This window comes from Pseudomonas uvaldensis (assembly GCF_021271205.1).
Classification (GTDB): Bacteria; Pseudomonadota; Gammaproteobacteria; order Pseudomonadales; family Pseudomonadaceae; genus Aquipseudomonas; species Aquipseudomonas uvaldensis.
Window position 1 is genome coordinate 1 of record NZ_JAIWKS010000008.1, and the last position, 16,778, is coordinate 16,778.

A 16,778-nucleotide genomic window follows, 5' to 3' on the forward strand; every position below is an offset into this window, starting at 1 on the left:
CTGGAACAACCGCTGCGTTTCCAGGGCCAATACCATGACCTGGAAAGCGGCCTGCACTACAACCGCCACCGCTACTACAATCCGGAAACGGGCCGCTATCTGACGCCTGATCCGAGCAAACTGGCGGGTGGGCTCAATGGGTACCGGTACACCCTGAACCCGACGGGGTGGGTGGATCCGTTGGGGTTGGTGGATTGTCCGGGGAAGGGTGGGTGTAGGCCGGCGGTTGGACAGCAGGATCCGGCGGCGAAGGCTCAGGTGGATGAGGGGGAACCGCGGCTGCCGATGACGGCGGAGCAGCGGCGGGCTCGGATTGATGAGTTAGCGGAAGCCAATGCTAAGCGACGTGTAGAGGAGTATGAGAGGAAATATGACATGCATACTATCGCTAAACATAGTCCCGAGATACCGGATAGAGCCATAAGGCGGCGGCCAATTGACGGGAGTCATCCAACGATAAATGGACGAATAGGTTCCGTGAGTTCCAGCTCCCAATTTAGGAGTTGGAGGATGCAGATGCACGCACTAAATGAAGCACTTACAAGAAAAGCTCGGGGATTACCCGCGCATACGGGATTCGACAGAAGACAAAACCCTATTGTTAGGATGGAAATGCCTGGCGCCGGTCGGGGGTACAAACCCAACAGAAGAGATAGAGACAATCCTATCTTGAATGAGCATATGGACGGTGCTGAAGTAAAGTTTGACAGAATTGAAACGGACAAGCCGTTTACGGCTTTTCCTATTGATTAAGCTTGTTCGGAAAAACGGAGTTAATTATGTTGCTCGCCCCCTTTACTGATTTGCCATATCAGCCGACTGTCGACTCGCTCTTGGCTGGCATAGATACGGAATATAAAGATAATTCTTTTAGGGAAGAGTTGCTAAAGCTTGATCCGAATAGTGCGGCGGATCGGCGGATTATAATTAAAGACTACATAATTAAAGAGCAGGAGTATTTGTCGTATAGACATAAATTTCTGCTTTTGAGAAAGTTGGAAGAGGCGTTGGCGGATAAGCTTTATGATTTTGATGCTATGTTTGAGTATGACTATGATACTAATGAGCCTTCAGCTTCGCCTTGGTTGGTATCTGATATCCAGACACCGCGTAGCTTCTTCGAGGATATATATAAATTAGCAAGCGAAGAGTGGAAGCAAGATATCAACAAAGCCGCACTAGAAGATTCATCCACTTGGTAGGGGCGATCTGGGATGGCCTACTTTATACCATCGCCCCAATAGACCCGACTCCCACCGCCTCCACCACATACAAACTCCCCCCCAAAATCTCCTTCGCATGATGCTTAGCCTGCGAAGCCAGTTCCGCCAACTGGCTCGCATCCAGTTCCTCGCAAGCGTCCGGTCGCAAATGCACCACCCCGATCGACAACGACAGCAATCCGAACTCCTGGCGAACGCCCTGTCGATTCAATGCGGTAAAGCAGCCGGCCTCGAGGTGCTCAGGCCGATAGAACCGGCGGCAGTAGGTCTGGAAGTCGCTCAATAACTGATTCAGGCGCTTGCGCCAGTCTTCCGGGCCGAGGACCAGCAGGAAGTCGTCGCCGCCGATGTGACCGACGAAGTCGCGGCTGGGGTCGATGCGTTCGTTCAGGCACTGGGCCAGGCAGAGCAGGACTTCGTCGCCCCGGCCGTAGCCGTAGATGTCATTGAAGGGTTTGAAGCTGTCGATGTCGACGTAGCAGATCACCGCTTCCTGCCGTTGTTGCAGCAGGCGCGTCAGGCATTGCTGGATCGGGACGTTACCCGGCAGCAGGGTCAGCGGGTTGGCATAGCGGGCTTGTTGGATCTTAAGCTCAGTGATGAGCTTGAGCACGTCGATCACGCGACCCAGCCCCAGGTACCCCCCGTTGAGGGTGATGATGAAGTCTTCTTCAATGCGTTGCCGGGCGCGGCTGGTGATGAGGCGGCTGACCTGTTGCAACGATTGATTGAGTTCCACCGCCAGGAAGTCATCGCTCATCAGGCGGCTGATGGGTTTGCGGGCGAACAGGTCGGTGGCGAAGGGCTTGAGCAGCGCATCGGAGAGCGAGTGGCGGTGGACGATACCGCAGGGGCGGTCCTGGTTGTCCAGCACGGCCAGAGAGTTGAGGTTGGCCTGGCGCCGGAAAGCGTCGAGCACGGTGGCCGTGGGGGTGTCATGGGCCACGGCCGGTTGTTCGTTGAGCAGGGCTCCGAGGTCGTTGACCTCGTCGTTCAATGACACCACGCCGCTGTCCTGCCTGGGCATCAGCGCCCTGGCGTCTCGGGACGGTTGTTCCTGGGGGCGGGCCAGCAAGTATCCCTGGACCAGGTCGACGCCCATCTCCATCAACACCGCCAGTTCCTCCGGCAGCTCGATGCCTTCGGCGATCACCTGGGACCGTGAGGTACGGGCGATTTTCAAAATCGAGCCGACGAACTCGCGCTTGAGAGCGTCCTGGTGAATGCCATCGATGAAATGCCGGTCGATTTTCACGTAGTCGGGACGCAGTTCTGACCACAGCCGCAGGCTGGAATACCCGGCACCAAGGTCATCCAGGGCAATGGAGAAGCCCATGGCGCGATAATGATGCAGGGCGTTTTGCAGCAGTTGGAAGTCATCGATCGGGGTCTGTTCGGTCAGCTCGATCACCACCTGGCTGGGCGGTATGCCGAAATCCTGCAACAGTTGCAGCGTACGACCAGTCTGGTGCGCCGACTCCAGCAAGGATTCGGGCGAGACGTTGAGGAACAACTTGCCCGGCAGGTTCTGCTCGTTGAAACGCTGGCAGGCGCTGCGCCGGCAGGCCAGTTCCAATTCACTGAGGCGTCCGGCCTGGCGGGCCACGGAAAGCAGAGCAATGGGGGAGTGCAAAGGGCTGTTGGACGGTCCTCGGGTCAGCGCTTCGTAACCCAGGATACGCCGTTCGGAAAGGCAGACGATTGGTTGGAACAGGCTGTGCAAACCGCTTTGAGCCAGAATTGAACTCAAGGCACTCAGCTGTTCGGTCGTGGTCATGGCAATCTCTGGCGATAAAAAAAGGACGGGGCACCCCTCAGAGGGGCGCCGCGTCCTGTATTTCACGACAGAATGATGTCAGTTTGATGACGCTCCGAGGAGCGGTGGCATTAAATGGCTATCACCCTCAGTGCTTGGCAACCGCCGTATTGAGTTTCAGGTAATCCAACAGGATCCGACCGGTTTCGCTCAAGTAGGCATCGTCTTCCGGTTTGGTTTTTTCCGGCTCGGTGATGAGGTCTTCGTCCTCTTTTTTCAGCTCCTTGAGCGGTTCTTCACCCTTGGCCTTGCGTCGCAGGTTTTCCATCGCCAGTTGTTTGGCCTCGATGTCGGCATGCTGCGCGCGACGATCGGCTTCGTTGAGGGTGACGGTCTTCTCGGTCATCAGCTTCTGCGCCAGGGCCAGCTTGTCGCGGATGAACACGAACTCTGCGTCCTGGGCCGTACGGGCATCATGCTCGGACTTGAGTTGGGCCAGGAACGGTTTGAAAGGATCCACGGCCGGTTTGATCGCAGGGCGGATGGTGTCCCATGGCATGGCTTCGGGCAGGGCGCTTTCACCGATTTCCTTGGTGTCGATGATCGACGGGTAATCGATGTCAGGCAGCACGCCCTGGTGCTGGGTGCTCTGGCCGGATACCCGGTAGAACTTGGCCAGGGTCAGCTTCAGTTCGCCGTGGTTGAGCGGCTGGATGGTCTGCACCGTGCCTTTACCGAAGGTCTGGCCGCCAATGATCAGCGCACGGTGGTAGTCCTGCATGGCGCCGGCGAAAATTTCCGAAGCCGAGGCGGACAGGCGGTTGACCAACAACGCCATCGGGCCTTTGTAGAACGCGCCCGGATTTTCGTCTTCCAGCACGTCCACCCGGCCGTCGGCATTACGCACGAGCACCGTCGGGCCCTTGTCGATGAACAGGCTGGTCAGCTCGGTGGCTTCCTGCAGGGAACCACCGCCGTTGTTACGCAGGTCGATGACCACGCCGTCGACCTTTTCCTTCTGCAGTTCGGTCAGCAGTTTCTTGACGTCGCGAGTGGTGCTCTTGTAGTCCGGATCACCGGCGCGGAATGCCTTGAAGTCCAGGTAGAAGGCCGGGATCTCGATGATGCCGAGCTTGTAGTCCCGGCCATCCTGCTTCAGGTTCAGTACCGATTTCTTCGCCGCCTGTTCTTCCAGCTTCACCGCTTCACGGGTGATGGACACGATCTTGCTGGTCTGGTCGTTCGGCGCATTGCTGGCTGGAATGACTTCCAGACGCACCACCGAGCCTTTCGGACCACGGATCAGCTTGACCACTTCGTCCAGGCGCCAGCCGACCACGTCGACCATTTCCTTGTTGCCTTGAGCGACGCCGATGATCTTGTCCGCCGGGCCGACCTGTTTGGTTTTGTCGGCAGGGCCAGCCGGGACCAGGCGCACGATCTTGACCTGATCGTTGTCGCTCTGCAGCACCGCGCCTATGCCTTCCAGGGACAGGCTCATGTTGATGTCGAAGTTTTCCGCGTTATCCGGCGACAGATAATTGGTGTGCGGGTCGTAGGACATGGCGAAGGTGTTGATGTACGCCTGGAAGATGTCTTCGGCGCGGGTCTGGTCCAGGCGGGCCAACTGGTTCTTGTAGCGCTTGATCAGGGTTTCCTGGATCTGCTTGGGATCCTTGCCGGCGATCTTCATGCGCAGCACTTCGTCCTTGACGCGTTTGCGCCACAGGTCGTCGAGTTCGGCAGTGCTTTTGAGCCAAGGGGCATCCTTGCGGTCGACCAGCAGGGTTTCCTTGGTATTGAAGTCGATCTTATCGACGCCTCTGTTCAGTTCGGCGAGGGCGTAGTCCAGACGCGCCTTCACGCGATCCAGGTAGCGCTTGTAGATGATGAACCCGGCGTTCAGGTCGCCACTCTTGAGGAAATCGTCGAACTGGGTCTTCCACTTGTCGAATTCAGCGATGTCGCTCGCCAGGAAATAACTGCGCGAGGGATCGAGGAGCTTCAAGTAGCTGTCGTAGATGATGACGGAGCGTGCATCATCGAGCGGCGGCTTGCTGTAATGATGGCGCTTGAGCAACTCAACGACGTTAAGGCTGGCGATGACCTCGTCGCGATCGGGTTGAAGCTTGTCCCAGCTGTTGGCTGCGAACGTATCGCTCGACAGTGGCAACAGGCCAAGGCCAATGACAAGCGCGAGGGCGGTACTGGGGAACAGGTGCTTCATACTGATTCGACGCAAGGACAATTGATAACGCATATTAGGCCGTCTTTGAAGTCGCCGGTTCCATGTGGCCCGGGCGCATAATGCAAGAAAGCCCGGTGTAACAGCAGCGGGCCCAGTCGAGACTCACTATGGAGGCACCGTGAAAGCATTGCAAGGCGTTGAAGGCCAAGTGGTATGGGCTGATGAACCAAGTCCTGCGTGTGATGCAGGGCAAGTTCGCATCCGTGTGGCGGCGGCAGGCCTTAATCGGGCCGATTTGTTGCAAAAAGCGGGGCTTTACCCACCGCCGCCCGGTGCCAGTCAAGTGCTCGGATTGGAATGCTCCGGGGTGATCAGCGAGGTCGGGCCGGGCTCGTCCTGGCAGGTAGGCGACCGCGTTTGCGCCTTGCTCGCCGGCGGTGGGATGGCCGAGGAAGTGGTGGTCGACGGCCGACATGTGCTGCCGGTGCCAGAAGGGTTGTCATTAGCTGAAGCCGCCGCATTGCCTGAGGTCTACAGCACGGCGTGGCTGAATCTGTTTCAGTTGGCAGCGCTCAAGCCGGGCGAGAAAGTGCTGCTGCACGCCGGCGCCAGTGGCGTCGGCTCGGCCGCCATCCAGCTGTGCAAGGCGTTCGGCAATCCGTGCTGGGTCAGTGTCGGTTCGGCTGATCGGCTGGCTTATTGCCAAGCTTTGGGGGCCCAGGGTGGCGTGGTGCGCACCGAAGACATCGAGCAATTGGAGGCCTTCGGTCCCTTCGATGTGATCCTCGACCCAGTGGGCGCCAGCTACGCCCGGCTCAACGTGAAACTTTTGTCAGTTGACGGGCGGTGGGTTCTGATCGGTTTGATGGGAGGGCGGGAAACCCAGCTGGATCTGGCGAAGATCCTCGCCAAGCGGATCCAGTTGGTGGGCTCGACCTTGCGCAGCCGCGATGAGCAGTTCAAAGCCGATCTGCTGCGAGAGTTGGGCGAGCATGTCTGGCCATTGTTTGCTGATAAACGCCTGAACCCGCAGTTGGCCGAAACCTTTTCGGTAAAAGATGCCGGTGCGGCATTTGACAGGCTGGCCAGCAACCAGGTCTCGGGTAAGTTGGTGCTATTGATCGATGAAAGCTTGAGCTGATTTAACGCGGTATCTGATCCTCAAGGCCGTCCCGGCGACCATGAGGATCAACCCCCGACCACGTCTCTTCGGGTCCCTCTGCCGCAGCCCATTATTGACTGGGCGAGGTAATACTGACCCTTAGGACCTGCGAAAACATACGTTGCTCGCTGCTGTTGTCACGGACAATCGAATAATTGACCAGCACTGTTTTTCCGCTGTTTTCGGTGATCCATGTGTCGGGGATATTGAATACGTTGGCCTGGCCAGGCGTCATGCTCTGTGATTCGGTGTCGTGCGTCGTGACACCGGTCCAACGCGCCCTGATGGAGTAGCCGGTCAGGCTGTCATTGTCCACGGTCACCTGGGTGCCTGAATATCTGGGGGGCGGTAATGGATGAACTGCTTGCGGATCGATATGCAGTGTCAATCGCGATGACTCTATCGTCTCACCAACCCCTTTTTCCTTGACGGAATAACCGACTTCGACAGAGCGACCGATATTGTCAACGACCTCCAGTCGAGGAACCGGAATCAGCCTTTTTCCGGGGGGATCACCCACTTCGATAATTGGGCTGTTGTAATTGACCCGACCCTGCCAGCGCACCCTGATGGTGTCGGTGGCATGCATATCGGCGTAGTGAGGGACTTCGACATCCACATGAGAGTCTGTGTAGATGTCGCTCATTCTCAGATGGTCGCCTGCTGCGTTATAGGCTTTGGATACCTTGGGTGCGGTTTTTTCCGGTAGTTCGGGCAAGATGGCCTGGTCCTCTGTTCGATAGACGAAAGTGGCGTTATCTGTCGGAGTGGACGGTAAAGTGAGTAGGATAATAGGCACGATGATGCCTGTTTCATTGTAAAAGTCCTGCTGGTCATGTTGGGCGGTTGCCAAACCGCTGCCGAAATAGAAAAAGGCCTCAAGTGGAAGTGTGCTGCCTGTTCCTTCGGACCATGTCGCCAAGCGCAGCTCATTCTGGTCGGCGAAAGACATTGACCCAAGTAATGTCATGGCCTGTAGAGTGGCATTGAATGCGCTGACTGCTCCCGCCCCCAGCCCGGCCCTTACATCGAAACCGCATTGATGAAAGTAGCGGATTTGCGCGGGAACACTTATAAAGTGTGCGTACCATTGCGATGCCGTTGTAATACCTTGACTTTGACATTCTCGACTAGTGCTGGGGTCAGGGATGTTAGTATTGTAATCGCAGCCTTGCTTGGTCGGCCGATCTTCGGTGTTGGCGTCGAGAGGGAATGAACAAAGTACATGGATATTTACTTTTCCTTCGGGGCGCCGAAGGGGGGCGAAAAAAATGAAACCGTTATTGTAGCCATAGGCCAATTTTCTGTATTTTGAATCACGTCGTAGGTATGAGAAAGAAACGCCACCGCTTATTTGGGAGGCGGGGCTTGGATCCCATGCGTGATATTGGGCTGATTTCGTGGCTCTAAAGATAATTCCTGAACATAGAAAAGCTGCGAGATTCGGCGAGCCGCAGTTTTCGGCCAAATCATTATAGCGTTCATTTAAACCACGGGCGGTTTCCTCTCCGGCATTAACATAAATGTTAGAGGTTTGAATGTCGGCTGGTGGTTGCAGTTGAGAGACACATCCCCATAGCACTGCCAGCATGATGGCTGTGATTGCCTTTATGCTGGTGTCGGCAAAAGTTCGCTGTTCAAGATGCTTATTCGTATTCATGAGCGCTCCAGTCGGTGAAGAGACCCGAGTTAGAATGGCCGTGGAATTTATTAACCTGCGGATATGGCAACGCGTCTACTGTCAGAAATAACAGGCACCATTCGTCGGGTAAGGTATATGACCTGTCAGGTCTGACAGTAGACGCCGCGATTGGAACTTCCCTAAATGGGGCCTGGGGTGGCTGGGTGTAGCACTCTAATCATTCTCCACCAACAGCAGAGGTGTTGTGATGGCTACCAGAGAGCTCCGCCTGTCAATGGCAGAAGTCGAGACCAGCAATAAATCACCTGAAGTTGTCGTCGAGTTCTACCTTGATAATGCATTTCAATTCGCCACCTTTGTTTCTTCCTCGGTAAAAGATGGTGCCTACGATACGGTGCACGTCAAGGCTGATGCCGATGACGACGGCGACATGGACACGCAGGACGAAACGATTCTCCTGGAGCTTGCCACTGCCTTTTCCAGGTTCAAATAACGATGCCGCCATTTGCACGGACCTGTGGAAGCAAGGCTTGCCCGCGATGCGGCCTCCATGATCTGGCCGGTTAGCGAGGCATTTCTACCTTGAGCAAACCTGGCTCTCGCAGAACACGCCTCCTTCCAGAGCGATGGCAATGAGAAAACCGTCACTGAGTGCCGTGGGCATCGCGTTGCTGCTGGGATGCAGTACGCCTTCAAGGCAGTTGCATACGAACGATGCCGATGCACTGGGAGCGCAAACAGCGATCGATCTGACCACTCGTTATCGTACAAAAGTGATCGCTTGCGACTCCGCTCGGCCAGCTTATTTGTGCTCGGGCATCATGCTCAGGGGAACGGTTGCATCGGAATCATTCTTCCCTTGGAACCCAAGTCCGCTGTCGGTCAACAGTGGCGGCGTGTCATTCTCGTTTCTTCGAGAGGATGCGAAATACATCCGCCTGAGCTATGGCTATGCCAATGGCTTTATGTTCCGGCCTTATCTTGATTCCGTACGGGCAGCCGTCCAGCCAGACGTATTGTGTTCCTTTCCTGTGGATAGCTGGACGCTGGACAGAGACGAGAAAGGTTGCGGACAGTATCAGGCATTCCCTGGCAGTAGTCGGGAATGCCAATCCCAGGGGATTACCACGGCTGCGCAATGGCTGGCGCACTATCAATCTGTGCCGTCGCAACAACGCCCACCGCATCAATGCGGCTTCAATGTTCGCGAGGTGCTTGGTGGTGCTGCGGCAAGTGCGTTCCACGCCAGCCTCGAAGCACGGGCGCTGGGTTATGACGATACGAGTATTGCGCCTGTCCAGAATGAACTGCGCTTAGCTACTTGGGCCCAGAATATTGGTGGTGACCTACCTGTCGAAGCCTTTTTTTACACGTCCGGCGGGCTGACCGGCGCACAAACTGACCAGCGAAATTTTTACCTTGAAACCCACAAGTGGGTTCCGATTATCGCTTTGACGCTGCCAGCGGCACCGACGGGGAACGCGACGTTTGCCTATCGCAGCACCGATCAGGCTTTTTTCCCGGGGGGACCGCTTTCAGTGGGTCAAGCGCCGATGGCGTTGAACGGTTTCAGGATTTTCGCATCGTGGCCGCAGGCGGGGGGCGATGCCAAGGACAACGCGCTGACTCGCAGGGCTGTGGGAGGGACACCGCCGTACCGGTATGTGTCCAGCAACCCCCAGGTAGCATCGGTCACTCCCGGCGGCAAGGTGACAGGCATAAGGCGAGGCAACACGGTCGTTACCGTATCTGACTCGAGCACGCCGGCACAGTCATTAACCTACCCCGTGCAGGTGAGCAATACCTGGCTGTTGGGCGTCGTGCAGCCAGGCACTTTCAGTGGCGTCGCGGACTTTCATCGGTGGCTGAGCGCATCGGGAGGATTCATCATCAATAGCAGCGGGCAGTTTCAGAATCTCGAACACCTGTATGCACAGCCTTTTCCCCTTCCCCGTGGCAGATATTGGCTGGGTGAGCACGGTGGTGTTTGCCCGACGGGTTATTACACCTACTACCATGCGGAACAGACCAATGGGCTCGCTTGCGCCCTGCCTGGAGAGCCAAGCGTAACCGGCGCGCTGTATGTAATACCTCATTGAGCTGCGGTAATGTTTGAATCTCCAGCTATTTCCAATGATGAATCGGCCACCCGGCTTTCTCTGCGTGTTCAAGCAACATGGGGTCCGGGTTCACCACATGCGGATGATCCACCCGCAGCAACAGCGGCAAATCATTGCGGGAGTCCGAGTAGAAGCTCGCGCCTTCCAGGTTTTCTTCCTCGGCATCCAGCCAATCCAGCAGGCGCGTGATCTTGCCTTCACGGTAAGTCAGGGTACCTACGGTCTTACCGCTGTACACGCCGTGGGCCACTTCGAGGTCGATGGCCAGGATCTCGTCGATGCCCAGGCGTTCGGCAATCGGTTTGACCAAGTGCGTGCCCGAGGCGGAGATCACCAGAATCCGGTCGCCGGCCTTGCGGTGTTCGGCGATGGCCTTGGTGGCGTCGCTGAAAATGATCGGTTCGATGAAATCCTCTACCCAGGGCGTCACCAGGTGTTCGATTTCTTCCGGCGTGCGACCGATCATCGGCTCCAGGCTGAAATCCATGTACTCTTCCATGCGCAGCTTGCCGTGGCTGTAGGCGTCCATCAGCTCGTTGTTGCGGCGCATGAACGACTCGGGATCAACCCATCCCAGGCGACCCATCTGCTCGCTCCAGAGAGTGGCGCAATCGCCGTGGATCAGGGTTTCGTCCAGATCAAAAATTGCCAGGGCCATCAGCGCGTTTCCCTTTTCAGTATCAGCTTCAGAATCGACAAAGCCATCAGGCTACCTCACACAGCGCCGACGGATCGATGGAAAGTGCCAATCGAGCGCCATCAGGGTGCAGGTCGGCGGCGGAGCGGTTGAGCACATCCACCACCAGTTCTACGCCACGGGCCTCGACCCGGTAGCGGATGACATTGCCCAACAGGCTGTGGCTGCGGATCAGCGCATCGGCCTCGCCGCTGCGGTTCAGCTCGATGGCTTCCGGACGAATCGCGATGCGGCTGTTCACCGGCCGTTGCAGCAGCCGTGTGGCGCTCTCGGCGTCCAGCAGGTTGTAGTTGCCGATGAATCCGGCGGCAAATACATCGACGGGCGCAGTGTAAAGGGTCTCGGCGTCGCCGCTCTGTACGATTTTTCCTTGGTTCATCAGGAAAATCCGGTCAGACATGGTCAGGGCTTCTTCCTGGTCGTGTGTGACGAAAATCGTGGTCAGGCCCAGTTCGCGCTGGATCTGACGGATCTGTTCGCGCAGGTGTTTACGAATGCGTGCATCCAGTGCCGACAACGGCTCGTCCAGCAACAACAGGCGCGGCCGGGTTACCAGGGAGCGGGCAAGAGCGACGCGCTGGCATTGCCCGCCGGAGAGTTGATGAGGATAGCGGGCAGCAAAATCGTGTAGCTCCACCAGCCGCAGAATCTCGGAGACGCGCTGGCGGCTGTCCTCGGCCTGGATCTTCTGCATGCGCAGGCCGAAGGCAACGTTCTGTTCGACGGTCATGTTGGGGAACAGGGCGTAGCTCTGGAACACCATGCCAATGCCACGTTTCTGCGGGCTTAGCGGGACGATGTCCTGGCCGTCCAGCAGGATCTGGCCGGCATCCACCGCCGTCAGGCCGGCGATGCAGCGCAGCAGCGTGGATTTGCCGCAGCCGGAGGGGCCGAGGAGGGTGACGAACTCGCCCTTGCCGATCTCGCAGTTGATATCGCTGAACACCGGCGTGCCGGCGTAGGTCTTTTGCAGGTGGTGGACGCTGACATAGCTCATTGGCTTTTGTCCTTGTTCAAGATGTTGGCCGCCCAGGTCAGGACCAGTACGAAGAAGAAATAGGAAATCACCAGTGCGCTGGTGAAATGGCCACTGCTGTTGCGCATGTTGTTCAGGTACACCTGCAGGGTTTCATAGCGGGTGCCCACCAGAATGTTGGCGAACACGAACTCGCCGAACAGGAACGAGAACGACAGCAGCAGCGCCACCATCAGGCCCTTGCGCAGGTTTGGCAGCACCACCAGCAAGGCTGCCTGGAACGTACTGGCGCCGAGCAGTTGGGCGGCGTCCATCAGGTCACGCAGGTTGATGGCTTGCAGGTTGTTGGTGATCGCCCGATACATGAACGGCAGGGCGACGGTGAAATAACAGCCGATCAGAATCCACGGCGTACCCACCATCGCCAGCGGTCCGGAGCCGTAGAGTTGCAGCAATCCCACCGATGACACCACCGGTGGCACGGCGAAGGGCAGCAGGATCAGGATGTTCATCAGCGCGTCGAGTTTCGGGAAGTGGTAGTGCACCACGAACAGCAGCGGCAGGATCAGCACCACCGAGAGCACCAGCGCCCCGACGCACACCACCAGTGATTGGCCGAAGGCCGCCAAGAAACGCGGATCGCTCCACAGCTGCACATACCATTTGAAGGTAAAGCCGCCAGGCAGCACGGTGGCCGACCAACTGCTGGCGATGGAGTAGATCAGGGTACCGGCCAAGGGCAGCAGCAGGACGGCAAACAGCAGGTACACCACCGTCCGATGATAGAGCCCGACGGGTCCCGATTCAGCGCGCGACATGGTAGCTCCTCTTGAGCAGCAACTGATGGATGACGGTCACCAGGGTCATCAGCGCCACCAGGACTACGGCCAGGGCGCTGGCCATGTTCGGGTCGAGGGAAATGTCCCCGGAAACCATGGCGGCGATGCGAATCGGCAGGACGTTGAAGTTGCCGGTGGTCAGCGCATAGACCGTGGCGTAGGCGCCGAGGGCGTTGGCCAGCAGGATCACGAAGGTGCCCAACAGCGCCGGGGTCAGCACCGGCAGGCCGATGTGCCGCCAGAACTGCCAGCCGCTGGCTCCCAGCAGTGCAGCCGATTCGCGCCAGTCTTCACGCAGCGCATCGAAGGCCGGATAGAGCAACAGCACGCCCAGGGGAATCTGGAAGTAGGTGTAGAGAATGATCAAACCGGTTTTCGAATACAGGTTGAAGTCCTCGATGATCCCGGCCTGTTTGAGCATGAGGGTGATGCTGCCGTTGAACCCCAGCAGAATGATGAAGGCGAAGGCCAGGGGCACGCCGGCGAAATTGCTGGTCATGTTGGCGAAGGCATTGACGAAGTTGCGCAGCCGCGAATCGACCCGACGCAATGAGTAGCTGCCCAGCACGGCGATGACGATGCCGAATACGCTGGACCAGAAGCTGATCTCCAGGCTGTGCTGGATCGCTTGGCGGTAGAACTTCGAGTTGATGATCTTGCTGAAATTGGCCAGGCCCCACCCGAATTCTTCCGACTCCAGGCTGTTGATCAACACCCAGAGCAGCGGTGCGATCTGGAACACGATAAAGAAAATCGCGAAGGGCACCAGGCACAACGCTGCCAGCCATTTGCCGCGCTTCATGGCATTCACTTGAGCAACTCCTGGCAATACGGTTTGTCGTGGTCGACGCCCAGCAACTGGCAAATGGTGCCGCACAGTTCGATCTGTCGAGGGGTCGCGCCCGGGTCGAGGCTGAAGCCGTCGCCCAGGACAAACAACGGTACTTCCCGTTCTTCGGTCAGCAAGCCGTTGTGGGAGCGATCGTTGTTCATACCGTGGTCGGCGGTCACCAGTACCTGATAGCCGGCGTCGAGCCAGGCTTGCAGGTAAACCGCCAGGTTGATGTCGGCCGAGCGGGCGCTGTTGCGGTACTGCGGGGTGTCGAGGCCGTGTTGGTGGCCGGCATCGTCAATGTTCATCGGATGCACCAGCAGGAAGTTGGGCGTGTAGCGCTGGCGCAGATGTTCGGCATCGGCGAACAGGTGGGAATCGGGATAATGGTCGTTCCAGTAAAAATGCCCGTACTGGATCGGCAGGTCGGGATTGTCGGTATGCCGGTCGCGAGCCGATATGAACGGCGAGGCGTTATACAGTTCACTGATCCAGTGGTAGGCCGCCGCTGCCGTGCTCAGCCCGGCGTCGGTGGCGTAGTGGAAAATGCTGCGCTGGTTCGACAGGCGCGAGACGTTGTTGTGCACGATCCCGCTGTCGATGGGCCCGACGCCGGTAAGGATGCATTCGTAGAGAGGGCGGGACAGGGCGGGCAGTTCACATTCCAGTTTGTAGAGCGCCGCGCGTCCTGCGCCGACATATGCCTGCAGATGCCCCATGGCATGCCGTGCGACTTCGTAATTGAGGCCGTCGAGCACTACCAGGATGACATTGTGCTTCATGGGGACCGGGACTCCGGACAGATACCAGTAAACCCGGATAGACACCGCTCCAGTGTGGGAGCGGGCTTTTGTGGGAGCCGAGCTTGCTCGCGATGAAGGCGACGCGGTTCAACAGCAAGACCGTGTCATGGTTCATCGCGAGCAAGCTCGGCTCCCACAGGGCCCGCTCCCACAGGGATCTGCTGTGCACGTCCGAGCGGGAGCTACCGCCTCACTTCATCTCGATGATCACGGTTTCCTGCCAATCCTGCGGCAGCTTCTTGGACGTCTTCTCCCACGCATCGGCGTCCTTGATCGGCGTCACACCCTTGTACTGCTCGTTGGGCAGCAGCTTGGCCTTCACCTCTTCAGGCAGCTTCAAGTGTTCGGCACGGATCGGACGTGCGTTGCCCTTGGCCAGGTTGATCTGGCCGGCGTCGCTGAAGATGTACTCACGGGTCAGCTTGGCGGCGTTCGGGTGCTTGGCGTATTTGTTGATGATGGTGGTGTAGCCGGAAATGACCGAGCCATCGGACGGAATCAGCACGACGTAGTCATCCGGGTCGGCCATCTTGGCCTTGTAGCTCAGGCCGTTGAAATCCCAGACCACGCCCACTTCGACTTCACCCTTTTCCATGGTGGCGATGGTCGGGTTGGCCATGGACAGGCGTCCTTGTTTGGCGAGTTCGGCGAACATCAGCAAGGCCGGTTGCAGGTTCTTTTCGTCGCCGCCGTTCGCCAGGGCGGCTGCCAGCACGCCGTTGGCGGCCTGGGCCGCGGTGCTCACGTCACCGATGGAAACCTTGTATTTGCCGCCTTTCAGGTCGGCCCATTTGGTAGGCACTTCGGAACCGTGCAGCAGCTTCTTGTTGACGATGAAGGCAATGGTGCCGGTGTAGGCCAGGGCCCAGTTACCGTCCTTGTCCTTGGCCCAGTCCGGAACCTGTTCCCAGGTGCTTGGTTTGTAAGGCTGGACCACGCCCTGCTTGACCGCAATCGGGCCGAAGGCCGCGCCCACGTCACCGATATCGGCGCTGGCGTTGTCTTTCTCGGCGGCAAACTTGGCGATCTCCTGGGCCGAGCTCATGTCGGTGTCGATATGCTTCAGGCCGTAGAGCTTGGCCAGGTCATCCCAGGTGCCTTTCCAGTTCGCCCAGTCGTCGGGCATGCCGACGCTGTTCACGGCGCCTTCCGCTTTCGCAGCGGCTTCCAGATCCTTCAGATTGGTCTCAGCGGCCATGGCGGTGGTGCACATGGCGATGGTCGAGCCTAACAGTGATGCCAGGAAAAGCTGTTTCATCCGTAGCTCCTATGGGCGTTTTCAACGCTGCGATTGCGGTTGTGTTGGTCTAGGTCAGCAATACCTGAGCCAATTTAAGCGGCCCCTGTGACAATTTGATGTCGATGCGGGAGGGGAGCACTTCTGCCAGGCTCGTGCAGGATGACTGCGAGTTAAGCGTAGACCATGGTTAAACGGCTGATCTGAAAGGGCTTGGCTATGATTTTGCAGGAAGTGTCGAATGACCGCCCGGCAAGTCTGTCATCTGCCGGTCATGTGCAATGCCTAGGCTTGCAAAGATGAAAAGAGGGGTCGCTGGGGTCACGATCCTGCCCGAAAACAGTGCTGGTCTAGTCCAGATAGGTAACGTTTGATGCGCATCGATGCAACCAAGGCGGTGACAACCATCGGGCAGGTCCTGCAAGAGCAGCTTGAGCACGGATTGCTGGCCCCCGGCAGCAAATTACCGGCCGAGCGCAAGCTCAGTGAGTTGTTCGGGACAACGCGCATCACCGTGCGTGAGGCTTTGTTGCAGCTCGAAGCCCAAGGGCAGATCTACCGCGAGGAACGTCGTGGCTGGTTCGTCTCGCCGCCACGCCTGGCCTATAACCTGATGCAGCGCAGCCATTTCCACGCCATGGTGGCCGCCCAAGGGCGAGTGCCTTCTACCCAGGTAATTTCGGCGCGCCTGCAACCGGCGTCGGCGGCGGTGTGTGCCTGGTTGCAGTTGCCGGCGTTGTCGAGCGTGATCCAGATCTGCCGCGTGCGGCGTATCGATGAGCGCCTGGTGCTCTATGTCGAGCATTACCTGAACCCGCAGTACTTTCCCGACATCCTGGAGTTCGACCTTAACCAGTCCATGACGGAGTTGTACGCCCGTCATTACGACCTGCATTACGGCCGGGTGAAATTTGAAATCGTCCCCACATCCTTGCAGCCGGAAGCAGCGGCGGCGCTGAAAGTGTCGGTCGGTAGCCCCGGCTTGCGAATCGCACGGGTCAACTACGATCAGCACCAACGACTGATCGACTGCGACCTGGAGTTCTGGCGACACGATGCGATCCATGTCGGGGTCGATGTGCCGGAGCAGCCACTCATGGCCTGACGAGCGTTACAGCGACTCGTTGAGTTTGGAGAGAATCCGGAACAACACCGTGGCGAGGATCAGCAGCATGCCGATCCACATGGCAAAGACCCCGACATTCTTGTCTCGGAAGTTGAAGCCTATGCCCAACAGGATCATGCCGGCGAGGATGGGCACCAGCATGGCATTGAGCGAAGACATGGAAATCATGGCGACAGC

At 58.0% G+C, this 16,778-nt stretch carries 16 protein-coding genes; 6 read left to right on the forward strand and 10 right to left on the reverse strand.

What is annotated here, in order from left to right; all coding sequences use genetic code 11:
* Together LCU97_RS18430 and LCU97_RS18435 are read left to right on the forward strand one after the other, a co-directional pair.
* On the forward strand, positions 1-753 hold a 753-nt coding region (locus LCU97_RS18430), incomplete at its 5' end, for an RHS repeat-associated core domain-containing protein (RefSeq protein WP_232777431.1).
* 26 nt (positions 754-779) lie between these two features.
* On the forward strand, positions 780-1,202 hold the full coding sequence (locus LCU97_RS18435; RefSeq protein WP_053149751.1) for a hypothetical protein: 423 nt from the start codon (positions 780-782) through the stop codon (positions 1,200-1,202).
* 22 nt (positions 1,203-1,224) lie between these two features.
* Here LCU97_RS18435 and LCU97_RS18440 read toward each other — a convergent pair whose 3' ends face one another.
* Together LCU97_RS18440 and LCU97_RS18445 are read right to left on the reverse strand one after the other, a co-directional pair.
* Positions 1,225-3,000 (reverse strand): bifunctional diguanylate cyclase/phosphodiesterase, encoded by a 1,776-nt coding sequence (locus tag LCU97_RS18440; protein ID WP_053149754.1) that lies wholly within the window; start codon positions 2,998-3,000, stop codon positions 1,225-1,227.
* 127 nt (positions 3,001-3,127) lie between these two features.
* On the reverse strand, positions 3,128-5,206 hold the full coding sequence (locus LCU97_RS18445; RefSeq protein WP_172679606.1) for a carboxy terminal-processing peptidase: 2,079 nt from the start codon (positions 5,204-5,206) through the stop codon (positions 3,128-3,130).
* Positions 5,207-5,345: 139 nt separating this feature from the next.
* On the opposite strand from LCU97_RS18445, the gene LCU97_RS18450 reads away from it, so the two are divergent.
* Positions 5,346-6,308, forward strand: coding sequence for an NAD(P)H-quinone oxidoreductase (locus tag LCU97_RS18450; protein WP_053149760.1), 963 nt, complete (start codon positions 5,346-5,348; stop codon positions 6,306-6,308).
* Positions 6,309-6,399: 91 nt separating this feature from the next.
* On the opposite strand, the gene LCU97_RS18455 is transcribed toward LCU97_RS18450, so the two are convergent.
* Entirely contained in the window at positions 6,400-7,989 is a 1,590-nt protein-coding gene (locus tag LCU97_RS18455) for a hypothetical protein (protein ID WP_232777432.1), read from the reverse strand.
* Between the two features lie 229 nt (positions 7,990-8,218).
* Between LCU97_RS18455 and LCU97_RS18460 the strand changes: the two genes are divergently transcribed.
* Together LCU97_RS18460 and LCU97_RS18465 are read left to right on the forward strand one after the other, a co-directional pair.
* A complete protein-coding gene (locus LCU97_RS18460) occupies positions 8,219-8,464 on the forward strand; it encodes a hypothetical protein (protein WP_232777433.1) in 246 nt (81 codons plus the stop codon).
* 139 nt (positions 8,465-8,603) lie between these two features.
* Complete coding sequence (locus LCU97_RS18465; protein ID WP_232777434.1) at positions 8,604-10,070, forward strand: Ig-like domain-containing protein; 1,467 nt, start codon at positions 8,604-8,606, stop codon at positions 10,068-10,070.
* 25 nt (positions 10,071-10,095) lie between these two features.
* Here LCU97_RS18465 and LCU97_RS18470 read toward each other — a convergent pair whose 3' ends face one another.
* From LCU97_RS18470 to LCU97_RS18495, 6 genes are all read right to left on the reverse strand, one after another.
* A complete protein-coding gene (locus LCU97_RS18470; protein ID WP_232777435.1) occupies positions 10,096-10,749 on the reverse strand; it encodes an HAD family hydrolase in 654 nt (217 codons plus the stop codon).
* A 46-nt stretch (positions 10,750-10,795) separates the two neighbouring features.
* Positions 10,796-11,785 (reverse strand): ABC transporter ATP-binding protein, encoded by a 990-nt coding sequence (locus tag LCU97_RS18475; RefSeq protein WP_232777436.1) that lies wholly within the window; start codon positions 11,783-11,785, stop codon positions 10,796-10,798.
* Entirely contained in the window at positions 11,782-12,582 is an 801-nt protein-coding gene (locus LCU97_RS18480) for an ABC transporter permease (protein ID WP_232777437.1), read from the reverse strand. Before LCU97_RS18480 ends, LCU97_RS18475 begins: the two co-directional genes overlap by 4 nt.
* A complete protein-coding gene (locus tag LCU97_RS18485) occupies positions 12,569-13,405 on the reverse strand; it encodes an ABC transporter permease (RefSeq protein ID WP_232777533.1) in 837 nt (278 codons plus the stop codon). The genes LCU97_RS18480 and LCU97_RS18485 overlap by 14 nt, the downstream gene beginning before the upstream one ends.
* Positions 13,406-13,410: 5 nt before the next feature.
* Entirely contained in the window at positions 13,411-14,217 is an 807-nt protein-coding gene (locus LCU97_RS18490) for an alkaline phosphatase family protein (RefSeq protein WP_232777438.1), read from the reverse strand.
* Between the two features lie 211 nt (positions 14,218-14,428).
* Complete coding sequence (locus tag LCU97_RS18495) at positions 14,429-15,496, reverse strand: ABC transporter substrate-binding protein (protein ID WP_053149799.1); 1,068 nt, start codon at positions 15,494-15,496, stop codon at positions 14,429-14,431.
* Between the two features lie 352 nt (positions 15,497-15,848).
* On the opposite strand from LCU97_RS18495, the gene LCU97_RS18500 reads away from it, so the two are divergent.
* Positions 15,849-16,580, forward strand: coding sequence for a UTRA domain-containing protein (locus LCU97_RS18500; protein ID WP_053149801.1), 732 nt, complete (start codon positions 15,849-15,851; stop codon positions 16,578-16,580).
* A 6-nt stretch (positions 16,581-16,586) separates the two neighbouring features.
* Here the strand turns inward: LCU97_RS18500 and LCU97_RS18505 are convergent, their stop codons facing one another.
* On the reverse strand, positions 16,587-16,769 hold the full coding sequence (locus LCU97_RS18505; RefSeq protein WP_053149806.1) for a hypothetical protein: 183 nt from the start codon (positions 16,767-16,769) through the stop codon (positions 16,587-16,589).
* Positions 16,770-16,778: the final 9 nt, after the last annotated feature.